Source organism: Bacillus sp. FSL K6-1000 (assembly GCF_038630785.1).
Lineage (GTDB): Bacteria > Bacillota > Bacilli > Bacillales > Bacillaceae > Bacillus > Bacillus safensis.
This window is the reverse complement of the sequence record NZ_CP152042.1, coordinates 261,068-277,033: the sequence shown is the minus strand read 5'-3', so window position 1 is coordinate 277,033 and position 15,966 is coordinate 261,068. Positions and strand designations below refer to the sequence as shown.

15 protein-coding genes are annotated in these 15,966 nt (G+C 43.1%); 5 read left to right on the top strand and 10 right to left on the bottom strand.

Going from position 1 to position 15,966, the window contains the following annotated elements; translation table 11 throughout:
* Positions 1 to 321 precede the first annotated feature (321 nt).
* Both MHI46_RS01540 and MHI46_RS01535 read left to right on the top strand, forming a co-directional pair.
* Positions 322 to 1,302, top strand: coding sequence for a glutaminase (locus tag MHI46_RS01540; protein WP_008342152.1), 981 nt, complete (start codon positions 322 to 324; stop codon positions 1,300 to 1,302).
* A 33-nt stretch (positions 1,303 to 1,335) separates the two neighbouring features.
* Positions 1,336 to 2,763 carry an alanine/glycine:cation symporter family protein gene (locus MHI46_RS01535; protein WP_024427211.1) on the top strand — a complete coding sequence of 476 codons (1,428 nt, stop codon included), beginning with the start codon at positions 1,336 to 1,338 and terminating at the stop codon, positions 2,761 to 2,763.
* Between the two features lie 40 nt (positions 2,764 to 2,803).
* On the opposite strand, the gene MHI46_RS01530 is transcribed toward MHI46_RS01535, so the two are convergent.
* The 4 genes from MHI46_RS01530 to MHI46_RS01515 form a co-directional block, all read right to left on the bottom strand.
* On the bottom strand, positions 2,804 to 3,664 hold the full coding sequence (locus tag MHI46_RS01530) for an alpha/beta hydrolase (RefSeq protein ID WP_064498766.1): 861 nt from the start codon (positions 3,662 to 3,664) through the stop codon (positions 2,804 to 2,806).
* 112 nt (positions 3,665 to 3,776) lie between these two features.
* Positions 3,777 to 4,142 carry a VOC family protein gene (locus MHI46_RS01525; protein WP_025092526.1) on the bottom strand — a complete coding sequence of 122 codons (366 nt, stop codon included), beginning with the start codon at positions 4,140 to 4,142 and terminating at the stop codon, positions 3,777 to 3,779.
* Positions 4,143 to 4,242: 100 nt separating this feature from the next.
* Positions 4,243 to 5,625 (bottom strand): amino acid permease, encoded by a 1,383-nt coding sequence (locus MHI46_RS01520; protein ID WP_039176209.1) that lies wholly within the window; start codon positions 5,623 to 5,625, stop codon positions 4,243 to 4,245.
* Between the two features lie 66 nt (positions 5,626 to 5,691).
* Complete coding sequence (locus MHI46_RS01515) at positions 5,692 to 7,200, bottom strand: AMP-binding protein (protein ID WP_058837255.1); 1,509 nt, start codon at positions 7,198 to 7,200, stop codon at positions 5,692 to 5,694.
* A gap of 262 nt (positions 7,201 to 7,462) precedes the next feature.
* On the opposite strand from MHI46_RS01515, the gene MHI46_RS01510 reads away from it, so the two are divergent.
* Entirely contained in the window at positions 7,463 to 7,900 is a 438-nt protein-coding gene (locus MHI46_RS01510; RefSeq protein WP_039176203.1) for a MarR family transcriptional regulator, read from the top strand.
* Positions 7,901 to 8,091: 191 nt separating this feature from the next.
* On the opposite strand, the gene MHI46_RS01505 is transcribed toward MHI46_RS01510, so the two are convergent.
* The 4 genes from MHI46_RS01505 to MHI46_RS01490 all read right to left on the bottom strand — a co-directional run bounded on the left by MHI46_RS01505 (position 8,092) and on the right by MHI46_RS01490 (position 12,578).
* Positions 8,092 to 9,225 (bottom strand): zinc-dependent alcohol dehydrogenase, encoded by a 1,134-nt coding sequence (locus tag MHI46_RS01505; protein ID WP_047203435.1) that lies wholly within the window; start codon positions 9,223 to 9,225, stop codon positions 8,092 to 8,094.
* Positions 9,226 to 9,383: 158 nt separating this feature from the next.
* Entirely contained in the window at positions 9,384 to 10,406 is a 1,023-nt protein-coding gene (locus tag MHI46_RS01500; protein ID WP_058837254.1) for a quercetin 2,3-dioxygenase, read from the bottom strand.
* 80 nt (positions 10,407 to 10,486) lie between these two features.
* Positions 10,487 to 11,059, bottom strand: a complete 573-nt coding sequence (locus MHI46_RS01495) for a TetR/AcrR family transcriptional regulator (RefSeq protein ID WP_342503057.1) — start codon at positions 11,057 to 11,059, stop codon at positions 10,487 to 10,489.
* A 37-nt stretch (positions 11,060 to 11,096) separates the two neighbouring features.
* Positions 11,097 to 12,578, bottom strand: a complete 1,482-nt coding sequence (locus tag MHI46_RS01490; protein ID WP_342503056.1) for an amidase — start codon at positions 12,576 to 12,578, stop codon at positions 11,097 to 11,099.
* 187 nt (positions 12,579 to 12,765) lie between these two features.
* On the opposite strand from MHI46_RS01490, the gene MHI46_RS01485 reads away from it, so the two are divergent.
* On the top strand, positions 12,766 to 14,379 hold the full coding sequence (locus tag MHI46_RS01485; RefSeq protein ID WP_039176194.1) for a S8 family peptidase: 1,614 nt from the start codon (positions 12,766 to 12,768) through the stop codon (positions 14,377 to 14,379).
* 37 nt (positions 14,380 to 14,416) lie between these two features.
* Here MHI46_RS01485 and MHI46_RS01480 read toward each other — a convergent pair whose 3' ends face one another.
* Positions 14,417 to 14,953 (bottom strand): DUF402 domain-containing protein, encoded by a 537-nt coding sequence (locus MHI46_RS01480; protein WP_342503055.1) that lies wholly within the window; start codon positions 14,951 to 14,953, stop codon positions 14,417 to 14,419.
* Positions 14,954 to 15,064: 111 nt separating this feature from the next.
* Between MHI46_RS01480 and MHI46_RS01475 the strand changes: the two genes are divergently transcribed.
* Positions 15,065 to 15,268 (top strand): hypothetical protein, encoded by a 204-nt coding sequence (locus MHI46_RS01475; protein WP_039176190.1) that lies wholly within the window; start codon positions 15,065 to 15,067, stop codon positions 15,266 to 15,268.
* A gap of 58 nt (positions 15,269 to 15,326) precedes the next feature.
* Here the strand turns inward: MHI46_RS01475 and MHI46_RS01470 are convergent, their stop codons facing one another.
* Complete coding sequence (locus MHI46_RS01470) at positions 15,327 to 15,863, bottom strand: GNAT family N-acetyltransferase (RefSeq protein WP_058837250.1); 537 nt, start codon at positions 15,861 to 15,863, stop codon at positions 15,327 to 15,329.
* Positions 15,864 to 15,966: the final 103 nt, after the last annotated feature.

The window sequence follows — 15,966 nt, the reverse complement described above, 5'->3', positions numbered from 1 at the left end:
GACAAAAGTCGACAGACTGATTTTTATTTGTAAGTTTTTCTGTAGATTTACGTCAGATTGTGTAGTTTCCAAGATAAATTGAATGAATAATTTTAGTGAAACTAGATGTAAGCGTTTTCTTAATTTTCACTAAAAACCCTTTTTGTTTTTCCGCCGACAATGCCTTCATTTGTACATATATTTAGGTGTAAAGGAGTGGTGCAAGCAGCGCATGACAAGTTCTTTGAAGATGTGTAACATGTTTTCGTGCCTATTTGATCGCATTTTTTGTCATCCGCCAATTCAATAGGGTACTTTTTGATTTTTGATTGGAGGAATCGTATGAAAACAGCAATTTCTAATAATACACAACACGCATGCCAGTCTTCTGTTGATCAATGGGCAGAAGAAATACGTCCGTATTACAAGAACGGGCAGAATGCTGGCTACATTCCAGCACTCGGAAAAGTGAATTCCTCTCAACTTGGTATCAGCGTGATAGGCCCAGATGGATCATCTGTACGATATGGTGATTGGGACGTTCCCTTTACCCTGCAAAGTATCTCAAAAGTCATCAGCTTTATAGCTGCCTGTTTAGGAAGAGGCGTACCTTACGTCTTGGATCGGGTAGATGTAGAGCCAACTGGTGATGCATTTAATTCCATCTACCGTCTTGAGATGCATAAACCAGGGAAGCCCTTTAATCCAATGATTAATGCTGGAGCTATTACCGTATCCTCCATCCTTCCCGGAAAGACTTCTACAGAAAAGCTAGCATATATTTTCGATTTAATCGAAAACTTAATAGGTAAGCGTCCTTCTGTTAATGAAGAGGTTTATCAATCAGAATGGGCAACTGCGCATCGCAACCGGGCACTTGCTTATTATTTAAAAGAAACCAATTATTTAGAATCGGATGTCGAGGACACGTTAGAAGTGTATTTAAAGCAATGTTCCATCGAGGTCACAACAGAGGACATCGCCTTGATTGGACTGATTATATCAAGTGATGGCTACCATCCCTTTAAACAAGTCCAAGTCATCCCAAAGGATATCGCCAGACTAACAAAGGCATTGATGCTGACATGCGGCATGTATAATGCGTCTGGGAATTTTGCTGCTTTCGTAGGCGTTCCAGCCAAAAGTGGTGTGTCTGGAGGAATTATGGCTTGCGTTCCGCCAAGCGCAAGAAGAGAGTTCCCGTTTCAGACAGGCTGTGGTATTGGCATTTACGGTCCTGCCATTGACGATTGTGGAAATAGTATTACCGGTGTCATGATGCTGAAAAAGCTCGCTAAAGAGTGGGATCTCAGTATTTTTTAAAAAGAACAGTGATGAATTCGAAGAGGTGATGTTATGAACGAAAAAGCTTTGCTATCTTATTTAACACATACAAATGATTTTATTTGGACTTATATTGTGATTGCTCTGTTACTTGGTGTTGGGGTGTACTTCACATATAGAACACGCTTCCTGCAAGTGAGAATGATCAAAGAAATGCTGCGTGTCCTGAAAGAAGGAAGAAAAGAAAAAGAGGGAATATCACCGTTCCAAGCATTTGCGATCAGTATGGCAGCACGCGTAGGAACAGGGAATATCACAGGGATTGCCATCGCTATTGCCATTGGTGGCCCTGGTGCCATCTTTTGGATGTGGATCGTAGCCATTATCGGATCTGCTTCAAGTTTCGTTGAAAGTACACTAGCTCAAGTATATAAAGTAAAAGACAAAACAGGCTTCCGAGGTGGACCTGCTTATTACATGGAAAAAGGGTTAAACAAGCGCTGGATGGGGATTTTATTTGCGATCCTGATTACGATTTCTTTTGGAATCGTCTTTAACGCGGTTCAATCCAATACGATCACTGTCGCTTTTAAAAATTCCTTTGGTTTAGACCGTTTAACCGTCGGTATTGTGATGGCAGTCATTTTTGCAGCGATCATTTTCAAAGGTATCCAAGCGATTGCAAAGGCTTCTGAATACATTGTTGTTGTGCTTGCAGTTGCTTACATCGGTATTGCGTTCTTTGTCATTGTCACAAATATCACGGAACTTCCTGGTGTCATCAGCACGATTGTGAAACACGCCTTCGGGTTTGAACAGTTCGCTGGCGGTACGCTGGGCGGTGCTTTATTACAAGGGATTAAACGCGGTCTCTTCTCGAATGAGGCTGGTATGGGTAGTGCACCTAACGCAGCAGCAACGGCTGTCACGAGCCACCCTGTTAAACAAGGATTAATCCAAGCATTCGGCGTGTTAACAGATACGTTAATTATTTGTACAAGCACAGCCTTCCTTGTTCTGTTTTCTGATGCGTATAAAACAACAAATTTGCAAGGAATTGAATTAACACAGGCTTCTCTCAGTCAGCACATTGGACCATGGGCATCTGGATTCCTTGCCATCATGATTTTCCTATTCGCGTTTAGTACATTGATTGGTAACTATTACTATGGGGAAACGAACATTGAATTCCTTGGAGCGAACAAAATTTGGCTTAACATCTATCGAATTGCCGTTATTGGAATGGTTCTGTTCGGTGCGGTTGCCACTGTTCCTCTTGTTTGGGGTCTAGCCGATCTCTTTATGGGACTCATGGTCATCGTCAACCTCATCGCTATTACCATGCTGTCTAAGGTCGCCTTCGCAGCACTGAAGGATTACACGAGACAGAAAAAAGAAGGCAAAGATCCTGTTTTCTATAAAAATGCCGTTCCAAACAATGAGAAAATTGAATGCTGGGACGACGAACCTGCTGCATTGAAAAAGAATCAAATTGGATAAATCAAAAAAAGCTCTGGTCCTCTGATCAGAGCTTTTTTCTTTATGTCAAGAATTCGAGTATGAGTTTGTTGACGACTTCTGGTTTTTCATGATTGATCCAATGAGAGGCATCATCGACAAAGATCAGCTGGCCATTTGGACAGATCTTAATCGTTTCCTTCGCCAGCTTTCTGCTTAAAAATTTGTCCTCCATCCCCCAGATCATGCGAACAGGAACGAGAATTCGTTTTGAAATTGGCTTTTCAAAGCCGCCTTTTTTAATGGCTCGGTACCAATTCAGCATTGAGGTCAAGGCGCCTGGCTGCGTCCAAGCGAGCTTGTAGCTTGAGACATCTTCCTTCGTGAACAAATGTGGTCTTGCAGTCAGCCCAATGGCTTCATCCAGCTTTTGAAAGTGATTTTCTTGAAGTGCTGCCTCTGGAACATTTGGGAGCTGAAAAAAAGCGATATAAGAGCTTTTCTTCCACTGCGGCGGATAAAAAGGAAGAACCCTCATCATCACCCGCGGATGCGGCATATTCACAATGATTAATTTCTCGACATATTGAGAACGGGTCGAAGCCAAATGCCAAGCAACAGCCCCGCCCCAGTCATGTCCTCCGACAATCGCCTTTTGGTTCGGGCTCAGCGTCTTGATCAAACCCACAATATCATCTCTCAATTTATCTAATACGTAGGATTCGACTCCTTCTGGCTTGTCACTTAGGTGGTAGCCTCTTTGATCAGGAACGACAACACGATAGCCCGCCTTAGCCAAGGGGATGATTTGATTTTTCCAGCCGTACCAAAACTCAGGAAACCCGTGGAGCAGTACAAGCAGCGGGCCATTTTCCGGTCCAGCCATTGCTGTATGAAGTGTTATACCATTTGTTTGGATTGATTGAAACTCAATTTGTTCCATTCCTTTGCCACCCTTCTCCTTGTCCTTTTATTCTTCCAACATAGCATATTTTCCATTTTTCAGAAAATAAAAACACTCACAAAAAAACCTTCACACTGGTGAAGGTCTTAGTCTATTTCATATAATTCAGAACCCAGATTAACCCGTTTTTCCGGTCCTGTACTTGTCCGTGAAGTGCGCCAAAGAAGGTATCCTGTAATTCAACCAGTACATCTCCATCAGCTTCCAGTGCTTCATAGACAGCCTTTAGTTCTTCTTCATTGTCAAACTGCATGATCAATCTGAGATTCTCTGGCTTTGGCGTGCGTCCAAACGTATCTGAAAAATGAAGCAGCGATTCCCCAAGATGCAATTCAGCATGCAGGACACGGTCTTGATGTTCATTTAAGATTTGAATATCCCCACCAAAAATCCCTTGATAATATTGAAGAGATTCTTTCACATCTTCTACAACAATATAAGGACTAACACTAATCATATCCCTCATCCTCCTCTTGTTCCGTCCATTATCTCTTTTATAGCTTATCCCAAATCGTATGAAAAAAGGCACAAATCGTCAACGGATTTGCACCTTTTTCTCATGAAGATTTCGCTAATTCACTGTGTTTGTTTGAATACGCTGCGTACATGACGACGCCGATTAACAGCCAAACCCCAAAGTAAAGCCATGTCCTGCCTGGTAAGTTGAGCATAAGGAACAAGCAGCAGCCCATTGATATAATCGGCAGAACCGGCACAAAAGGAACCCTGAAGCCCCTCTCAAGCTGCTGATGTGTCTTTCTCAAAATAAGCACAGATAAACTGACCATGGCAAACGTTAATAACGCACCGATATTCGCTAAGTTGGACAGATCCTTCAAATCAATAAAGCCTGAAATAACAGCTGTCATTCCGCCAATCATCCATATGCTAGCAACAGGCGTATCGCTTTTGTTTGTTTTTGAAAACACTTTAGGCAAAAGTCCGTCTCGGCCCATCGCATAGGCAATTCGAGTTGCCGCATAATTATTGGCGAAAATCACAGCCATCAATCCAATGACCGCACCAACAGAAATAATACCAGCCACGCTATTTTGATGTACACTTTGCAGGACATAGGACATAGCTTCTGTAACATTAAGCTTTGTATAATGCACCATGCCTGTCATGACCAAACAAACGACAATGTAAATGACCGTACAAATAAGTAATGAACCTATGATCCCAATTGGCAGGTTCCGCTGCGGATTTTTCACCTCTTCTGCTGAAGCAGAAATCGCATCAAATCCTAAAAAGGCAAAAAATACAGCAGCAGCACCGGCAATAACGCCTTCTGCGCCAAACGGCATAAATGGCTGCCAATTGGCTGGCTGTACATAAAAGCCGCCTACTACAATGAAAAGAACAATAATACCGAGTTTCACAAACACCATGATATTATTAAATTTTTTACTTTCCTTCGTTCCTCTAGATAAGATCCACGCAATCAGTAAAGCAATGATAATCGCCGGCAGATTCATATACCCGCCTTGCTCTGGCCCCGCTAAGAATTGATGCGGAATCGAAATTCCAAATCCCTCAAGCAGGCTGTTGAAATAACTCGACCAGCCGCTGGCGACAGCTGAAGCTGTCAGCATATAAACAGATAATAAGGTCCAGCCCATCAAATGGCCTACAAGCTCGCCCATGGTTGTATATGAATAAATGTATGCACTGCCGAATACAGGGAGCGCTGACGCCATTTCTGCATAGCAAAGTGCTGCCAAACTGCACACAATGGCTGCAATCGCAAAAGAGAAAATGACAGCCGGTCCAGCATCCTTAGCTGCTGTAATTCCAGTTAATACCATAACCCCTGTACCAATCACCGCCCCTATACCAAGAAGCGTGAGATCAAGCCCGCCCAGCGTTTTCTTTACCTTTTGCTGTCTGCTCTGTTCCAACAAATCGTGAATGTGTTTCTTACGAAGAATATGTCGCAAACCCTTTCCCTCCAAAACGTTAGAAAAACAAAAAATCATTCAAATTTCATTATAGCAGAATAGGTACTAAGCATTCACAACCAATTCACGTAAATCTTTCTTCATGATTTTACCAAGCTTGTTTTTTGGCAGTTCACTGATGAAATGAATGGATGGCACTTTGTAATCTGCCAAACGTTCCTGACAATAGTTCACCACATCTTCTTCGCAGAAATCTGCGGATTCGTCTTTTATGATATATGCACTTGGTACTTCACCATATAATTCGTCCGGCACCCCGATGACAGCTGATTCAATCACACCCGGAATTTGTTCAATGACTTCTTCTACTTGATCTGGGTAGATATTATCTCCGCCGTATAAAATCACATCTTTGTATCTGCCTGTGATAAATAGAAAACCGTCTTCGTCTAGATAGCCTGCATCTCCCATATGGAACCATCCATCTTTGAGTACCTTCGCAGTTGCGTCAGGCTGATGATAATAGCCTAAGAAATAAAACGGACTTCTCATGACGACTTCGCCAATTTCTCCAGCTGGCAGTGTTTCCTCTGTCTCAGGATGAACGATTTTCACTTCTACATCTGGATCCACTTTACCAGCAGAGCCCATTTTATCCTCGCCCATCGCAGGATGCCACGCACTGACAACCCATGCTTCCGTGCTTCCGTAGCCATGCATCATCTGAATGCCTGCTTCTTTGTAGTCCTTAATCAAACGGACCGGCACCTTCGTACCGCCAGAAATCGCAATTTCAAAGGATGAAAGATCATACGAACCACGCTTCATTTCTTCCAACATGTACGTATAAGCTGAAGGGAAAGCCATCATGAACGTAATTCTTTCTTTTTCAATTGTTTCTAAAATGCGCTTCGGTGTTGCCTCATGTAAGAAAACAAGCGTATACCCTTCAATCGCAGCGGCGATCAGGTGATTAATTGAACTCATATGATACAGAGGGTGACTCGCTAAGTACCGCTTTCCTTTCAAGTCAAATCCTCGATTCCCACGTCTTGTTAAAAATTGATAGATTCGTCCATGTCCAACCATACAGCCTTTTGGATTACCCGTTGTCCCAGAGGTAAATAAGATCATCGCTAGATCCTCCTCTGATACCTCTTCTGCAAGATCACTGCCATCATTTGAAGCCAATATATCTTCAAACAGCTGCGTTGTTTTTGCATTCACACCAGATTCTACCATGAGACAGTTGTCTAAAGACACATCCACCGCAGCAATAATGTCACGGAATTCTCGGTCAAAGAATAAAGCCTTTGGCTCTGCTTTTTTCAAAATCCCTTCCAGCTCAAAAGAAGTAAGCTGCCAGCTAAGCGGAACTGCGACTGCACCTGCTTTAATGGCTGCCAGCATAATCGTTGAAAAGTGATGATGGTTTTGACAAATAAAGCAAACGCGATCGCCTTTTCGAATTCCTTTTTGATGTAAGTAATGAGCGAGCTGGTCGATGCGTTTTGCATATTCTTCAAATGTATAAGACACACCTCCGCCAGTTACCGCCTCAATTTGTGAAGAGCGTTCCATTCTGTCGTTTAGTAATGCCTGTAAAGTATTCAATATCTTCATCTCCAAACGTTTGATTTCCAATAGCCAATTTCCAGCGAATTGGGTTGGCAGATTTTATCTCATTCACATTCTAAAATAAAAACAGCTGAAAGTAAAATCATTTCATTTTGGAATTGTTCTTTTTATTAATTGATAATATAGGTAATTTTATAGCCGTCTTCCATTTTGGTTTAAATCATGATGATTATTATGATAAGATAGACCTAGTAATTGATCGGAAAATGCGAATGCAATAGGAAAAGAGGTATGGAGAATGCAACATTTCGAGCTAGAGGCAAGTTTGTTAGACCATGCACTGACAAAGTATTTAAAGGCGACGAAACAATTAGATGAAGAAAATATTCCGAAAAACGTCACGAATGTTAAAGGATTTATTTTACGTATCATCTACCGCCATCAATCATGTACTGTGAAAAATATTCTTCAGGAAGTTTCATTATCTCCCTCTGCAACAACCACCGCTCTCAATCACTTAGAAGACGAAGGGCTGATTATCCGCTCTCGAAATAATAATGACCGCCGTACTGTATGGATTGAACTCTCTGAATTGGGTGAACAAATTGCTAAACAAATGATCGACAATCGCCAGCTGCTTGTGAATCAATTGTTCAACCACCTTTCAGAGGAAGATAAAAAAACATTTTTTGAATTAATCGAAAAAATGATGGACGAGCACACATTAAAGGCTTAGGAATACTCCTAAGCCTTTAGATTTTTGACAAAGGGCTAAAAGCCCTTTGTCTTCTTTTCAGCGTCATAGAAAACCTTTGCAGCCCTAGGAAGGACGAGTACTGGAGCGGAGCGAATTAAACATTCGTGAGCACCGGCACGCAGACCTGACACCGAATGCGAGGGTTTGTCTATACGTCCTAAGCCTTCTTTTTATGGCTTTAAGACGACCTTTATACAATCATCCTGTTTGTCATTGAAGATGTGGTACGCATGAGCAGCTTCATCTAATGGCAATTTGTGTGTGATAATGGCTCTTGGATCGATTTCACCGCTTGTCACTTTTTGATAGAGTTTTGACATGTATCCTCGAGCAGGGGCTTGGCCCATTTTCAAGGTGACGTTTCTTGCGAAAAAAGCACCTAATGGGAACATATTGTACAGGCCGCCGTACACACCCGTCATCTGCACTGTTCCGCACTTGCGAACGGCTTTTGTGGCAATTTGAATGGGTCCGATCGTTCCGCCTTGCAGCTTGAGCTTTTGCTCAATTTTTTCAAGCGGCGACTTCTTCCCGTCCATTCCCACACAATCAATCACAACATCGGCCCCGCCCTTGGTGAGCTCCTTTAACGTTTCTCCCATGTCGGGATCTTCTGTAAAGTCAAAAACCTCCACGCCGCTCATCCGTTTTGCATGCCGCAGGCGGTAATCGATGTAATCCACAGCTATCACACGTTCCGCCCCTTTTTGCCAAGCAAATTGCTGTGCCATTAACCCAACAGGTCCGCAGCCTAGCACGATGACCGTATCGCCTTTTTTCACACCTGCGTGCTCTACGCTCCAATAGGCGGTTGGCAGGACATCTGATAAGAACAGTAATTGTTCATCCTCCAGCTCACAATCCTCTGGGATCTTAAACGGGGTGTAATTTCCAAAAGGTACGCGTAAATACTCTGCCTGTCCTCCGGGATAATTCCCATATTTCTCGCTATAGCCAAAAAGTCCACCCGAGTCGTAGTGCGGGTTTGAGTTGTCGCATTGGCTTTCTAAGTGATGATCGCAATATTGGCATTTACCACATGCAACTGTAAATGGAATGACGACACGGTCTCCCTTTTTTACAGCTGTGACATCCGGGCCAACTTCCTCCACAATCCCCATTGGTTCATGCCCAATCACATAGCCGATTGGAAGCGGGAAATTCCCCTGATACAAATGTAAATCTGATCCACAAATTGATGTCGATGTTATCCGTATAATCACATCTTCTCGATCTTGAATCGACGGTGCATCTACTTTTTTCACTGCAATGCTATTTTTCCCTTGATAAGTAACGGCTCTCACATGCATTTCCTCCTTTAGCTCAAGTCATCTTTACATAGCTTCACCTTGAATGAATGCTTCATTCATCAAATGAGAAATTTATGTGGAGGAGGCAAAAAACAAAAAAAGCCTGTCGATTGTTTCGACAGACTCATAATGTTGTGTAACGCGTTACACACTTATTCCTTTTCGACAAAAAACAAATCATATTGAGTTGAAGTCTCCCGATTGAACATGAAATTCCCTTCTTGAATAAAATAGGGACATATACTTTGTCTTGGAGATTCTTCAAACTGCTCATACACCTGCTCAATTTCTCCTGGTAGCAGCAAAACCAACATTTTATTTGAATGAGACATAAATTCATAAGAGTGAATCGTATCAGGCGGGATATAGGCAAAGTCACCCGGCATCAAGCAAATATCTTCTCCATTCAAATGAAGGTTCATTTTCCCTTCAACACAATAGAGCGCTTCAGTATGAACTTGATGATAATGCGGCGGGAAATATTTCTCCTTCGCTCCTTCAATCACAAAATGACTGAATCCGCCCCCTGTTGTTTCTACTGTTGCAATCAGCTCATGAATCTGACCATCAATGATGTATTGCTTCCCTTCACCAGCCTCTAATACATAAGGCTGCACCTTTTGAGGGAGCTGACTATGAAATAAAACGGAGGGCCTCGTTGTATTGGACAGTTCTCTGATTCCATGCATCAGGATGATATCGCTTTCTTTTTCAGCCTGCTGAAAACTGGCTGCATCGAAAGCATGATTCATCATAGAACATTCATTCTGAAAAAGCCTCTTCCCAATTTGCTGATAGACATCTGTCATTTTTCCGCCCAGCGTATATGAAATAAATCTTGTTTTATGACTATGCATTCTGTAGCCATGAATCGTTTTGGGCGGGATATGAATATAATCAAAGGCAGTTACCATGTATTTTTTACCGTCCAGCATCACTTCAAGCTTTCCTTCCAGCACAAAAATGGTTTCAAATAAGTGCTCATGACAGTGCAGCGGGAAATAAGCTCCTTTCCCACCTGTGATTAAGGCAAGCTCAAACAGCTGATTCGTTTGATTTGCTTCTGCCAGCATTTGAACAAGCTGATTCTCCAGCCCATACAGTTTTCCTGAACCAGACATGGTATAAAAAGAGGTACCTTCGGATTGCTTGATCGATTGCGGTTGCTCCGACATCCCATCACTCCTCATGACGAATTGACTATCTATATTATATAGACCAATTGATATAATAGATAGACAATATGCGAGAGATTTTACTCTTCTCGCATAAATAAGTGTCTAAGGTAACTTTTTACGTGTTCTAAAGGGGTCGTTTGTTTGAGTGCAGTGGTCATCGATAGACCACCGATTACCATTGAGTGAAGGAGAGAAGCCAGCTCATCCGCTTTGTTTTCTTCATACCCGCTGTTCATTAGCTTTTCTTTTACAAGCTCCTGCCAGCGGATCATTTCTTGTTTGCATGCGGCATGGAGCTGCGTGTTTTCCGGCATTGACTCTGCCGCCAGCAAGACAATTGGAATCCCTCTTTCACTTTCTTTCTCCATAAATCCTCGAATGATGTTTGTCATAAAACGATCGATGGCGATATACGGATCATCCGAATAAGCAAAGCCTTCTTCAATTTGATTGATGACCTTTTGACTAATGTATTCAACAGATGCAATGGCCAGCTCTTCTTTTCCATTTGGAAAGTAATAATAAAGAGAGCCTTTAGGTGTGCCGCTCTCTCTGATAATTTGATTCAATCCTGTCGCATGGTATCCCTGTTTACGTAAAAGAAGTGCTGCCGTTTGAATGATTTTATCCTTCGTACTCACGTGTGACACTCTTTTCCCTCCATAGACCAAAGTCGCTTATCATGCGTTATCGATTTAATTGACTAGTTCCTTTCCAAATCGAGGATGTCTCCATTTCCGCCGCAAGCCTGAGCAGCCAGTCCTCTTTCCCTTTAGGCGCTGTCACCTGTACCCCTAAAGGCATGCCCGCGCTAGTGAGATGAACAGGTACACTCATTGATGGCTGACCTGTTAAGTTGGCAAGCTGTGTAAATGGGGTGTAGGTCAAGCTCTTGAGGAACATATCATAAATAAGATCCTGCTGCGCTTGCATTGAAAGAGATGACACACGTAAAAGTTCGGCTGTTTCCTGATCTGAATGCATAAGCTCACCAACCTTTGGAGCTGAATAGGCAGTAGCTGGTGTCACATAGAGATCGTAGGTTTGATGAAATGACGCCATTTGTGCAGCAGCCCGATCCCACGCATCAAGACTTTCTGTATAAGCAGCTGCGGTCACATTCTTGCCAGCCTCCGCCAGCACCCATGCCACGATGTCCGTTTCCTCCGGCTTTACTGGACGCCCTAAGGAACGAGCCAAGGAAGTGAATAACGCAGACATTTCTCCACTGTTCATCACGTAATATTGCTGCATGAGATGAACCCCATCAATTTCCGGCTTGGCTTCTTCTACTTGATGACCTTGCTCACTCAGCCATTTCACTGTTTGCTGAACCGCCTGCTTCGCTTCCTCACTGACCTTCGTGCCAACTGGAGATTCTACACTGTAAGCAATTCGCATAGAAGATGTACGTTTCACCAGATCCTCTTGGTAACTGCCCTCGTATAACGGAGTTTGGAAAGCAGCTTCGGGCTGAATGACTTGAAGAAGATCAAGAAGGGCTGCACTGTCCCGCACGGTTTTTGTGAGTGTAAAGTCGATGGAAGCCCCTTGCCACTGCCTTCCTGCGCCTGGGCCTACCGGCGTTCTTCCCCGCGTAGGCTTAAGACCGAACAAACCGGTAAAGGAGGCTGGAATCCGAATGGAACCACCGCCATCACTTGCTCCCCCAGCAGGTACAATGCCGCTTGCAACAGCTGCTGCTGTCCCGCCGCTTGAGCCGCCTGGAGAATAGTCCGTATTCCAAGGATTTCTCGTTGGCCCATGTAACGCAGGTTCCGTCACATTTCTTAAACCGAATTCCGGTGTATTTGTATGCCCAATCATGAGAAAACCAGCCTGCTTCAATCGATCAACAAAGTGCGAATCCGAGTTGGCTTTTACATCCTTTAACAGCAAAGCGCCTGCTGTCAGCGGTTCGTTTTTAATCCCTTGTGATATATTTTTCAGCACAAACGGAACGCCTGCAAATGGCTGATACTCATGTAACTCCTTGATATCTTTTAAAACTTGATCTTGTCTCGTCTGTATCACAGCGTTTAGTTCTGGATTGACCTCATTCAATCTATTAAATGCAGCCTGCATAAGCTCCTCGGGCGTTACCTGCCTATTCCGCACAAGTGCTGCTAAGCCAGTCGCATCATATGTCATATACTCTTTTACGTTCATCAGCATGTCCTTCTTTCTCTTATCTTGATGTCTCTATTGTCTACTAGAATTCTATGAATTTCAATTTCAGGTTACTAGTAAAAATAACTTTCTCAACAAGACGACAATTCTACTATCCCATCCCTCTGCTTTCTCCGATATAATAGAGAAAAAAAGACCGAGATCATCGGATGAGAGGAGCCACGCCTTGAAAAGGAAAATATTGATCGTCATCGCGTTTCTTCTTGCGCTGACAACTGCTTTGCCCTTCCATTCGCAGGCAGCTGCACCGTCAAAAGAAACAGATGTTATCATCGTCTATAAAAATCAAAAAGGGAAACAAACAGCTATTGAGGAAAGTGAGAAAGTGAACGCACAGTACATACATCTTCCCGCGGTCGCTGTGACAGCAGATGAACAAGCGGTCACCTCACTCAAAAAAGACCCAAACATCGCTTACGTCTCAAAAAACGTAAAGGTTAAACTCGCAGCTTCTACTGTGAAGAAAACAGCCGCTGCTACTAATCAGGATGCATTGGTACAAAAATCTTACAACCTGCAAAAACTCAATATAAAACAAGCAATAAAAGAAGGCGTCACTGGTAAAAATGTAAAAGTAGCCGTTTTAGATACTGGCATTTTCTCACACGAGGATTTAAAGGTAGCCGGCGGTAAATCATTCGTGAACTACACATCCTCTTATAAAGATGATGAAGGACATGGCACACATGTCGCCGGCACGATTGGTGCGCTTAATAACGATTATGGAACAGTTGGCGTCGCTTCTGGTGTGAAGCTGTATGCTGTGAAAGTGTTAGATAAAACGGGAGAAGGCGATCTATATAGTCTGCTTCGAGGCATCGATTGGGCGATTACCAACAAGATGGACATTATTAATTTAAGTTTAGGCTTTGAAGACAATATCCCCATCTTGCGTTCAGCAGTGGATGAAGCCTATAAAAAAGGACTACTTGTAGTCGCTGCAAGCGGAAATGATGGGAAAAAGAATCATATTAGCTACCCTGCCGCTTACAATAGCGTCATTGCCGTATCTGCAACGACTGACAAAGACAAACTCGCGTCTATCTCGAATACAGGGAAAGGGATTGAATTTTCTGCCCCTGGCCAGAACGTCATCAGCACTTATTTAAAAAATGAATATTGGTATGCAACGGGTACATCACAAGCTGCACCGCATGTCACAGGAATGCTGGCACTGTTAAAGCAGCTTCATCCGAAGAAAACAAATGCACAGCTTCGCACTTTATTGCGCAGCTATACAGTGGATCTTGGTGCAAAAGGGAGGGATCCACAATTCGGCTATGGCCGCGTGCAATATGTGCCGCAATCCTCCTTTTTAAAGGCTGCTGCCAGTGCTGTTAAAAAAGCCGAAACATCTAAAAAGCAGGAAGATGTCAATCAAGCCAAAACAAGAATTGGCCGGCTCACTGCAAGCAAACAAAAAACAGCACTCACAGAACGGGTGAAGAAAGTCCAAGCAGCCATTGATATCCGCTCGGCACGTGCAAAGGTCAAAACAGCCGAAAAAAACAAAACACAGGGCGCTATTAAAAGTGCTCAAACGGCCATCAAAAAACTAAACAAAGGCAAAGAAAAAACAAGCCTGCAAAACCGGCTCGACAAAGTCAAAAAACAAGTCGCTTATCAAAAGAAAGTGACAGACGCTAAACAAAAGGTCAAAAAAGCGGAAGCGAAACGAACAAAGAAAACAAAAGCAGCGGCCCAAAGCGCTGTCAAACAGCTAAAAGCCTCCAAAACAAAAACCAATTTACAAAAACGATTAAACCGTATTAAGGTTTAACAAAAAAACGATTCCTTTCAGCGAGGAATCGTTTTTTCTATTTCAACATCGGCTCAAACAAACTGTGATGATATTTTCCTTCGGCATCTGCCCTCACTTGATCGAGAATGCTTTCTAACGAAGCCATCACGCCCTTTAATGCCCGATGCACCGAACCGTGTTCAAAATCCGCTAAACTCTCCGGCAATTCATCTTCATCCAGCACAAAGACATCACCATTCGGAAGAACGAGGAGATCAATAATGAGGTCTTCAAACATGACCAGCTGGCCGTTGAATTGAGTGTCTCCCACCATATTAAGATAAGACCCTAGTTCCTTTCCTTGATCATCTCTCCAGAAATATATGTTGTAAGGACGATCCTTCCAATAATAAGCGGTCGTATAGCTCCCTTTTGGAATGGTCAGAGTACCATCACCTGCCCTCATCGTAAACGGGTCTTCAATCTTGTGAAACAGCACAGCCTGCTGCTTCTGTGCGTCTAACAGCTGACAGGTATGTTCCACAACTTTTTGATCGTATTTGATTTTTCTCTCGATGACTTCATCCCAACGATCCGCATGCTGCGAAAACAATATGCACAACTCCCTCTAACACTCGTTTCTTTCTAGTATACACCGATTTTTTTTGAAGAAATAAAGGATTGCGCTTTTACTTCTGGAAGATGAATAATGAGGTGAAAAGAAATGAACGGAATCACGATTCTTGAAAACTTTACACAGCTTGGACAAATTATCCTCATGATTTGCGGCTTTGCCCTTTATTGGCAGCTAGTGAAAACGAAGAGAGAACGAAAGCTGTCTCCTTATGAGCGCATGTTAAAATTCTTTGTCATGTTCGGTTTCATCTCATGGGGGGTATCATATTGGGCGCTGGCACTATGGGCGTAAATTGAAAAAAGGAAGAGCTGCCCATGGACGTAAGCTCTTCCTTTTGCTGCACGTTATATTATGAACCTGCTGGCTGTTCTTTCTTGATCACATATTGATAGCTCTTGACATGCGTCCCACTCGAGCTCACAAAATCTTTATCAAGCGCACGCTCAAAGCCCATTCTTTCATATAGGCGAATGGCGGCCTGCATTTTATCAGATGTATGCAGATACAGGACATTTTCGCCCCATGATTGCGTTAGTTCAATACTTTTACGCAGCAAGGACTCTGCAATTCCTTTTCCCCTCACATCGGGATCTACTCCTAAAAACCGGACGATGGCTGATGTAATGCCCATTTCTGGATTGTCATATGCTTGCTCTGATGAACGGAACATTTGAAGCGTCCCCACAACCTTGCCATCAAGCTCCGCCACCAGCATCAGCTCCATGTTCGGATTATCTACAGCTGCTGCAAGCGCGGCAGAATAATCTTGCCAGCCTTCCTCTGTAAATTGAGGCGCATACTGTGCATAGGATTTGATCAGCACGCTCCTGATGGCCTCATGATCTTCTTTGACTGCTTGACGAATGATTAGCTCTTGCTGCTTCATGTCAGCACCTCCTGCTCTCTATTAGTGGATATACGTATCATGCAATCACTGCATGTGATAGCCTTACTCTTTTCTCTACTCATTCAATGTAAAGAGTCTCATT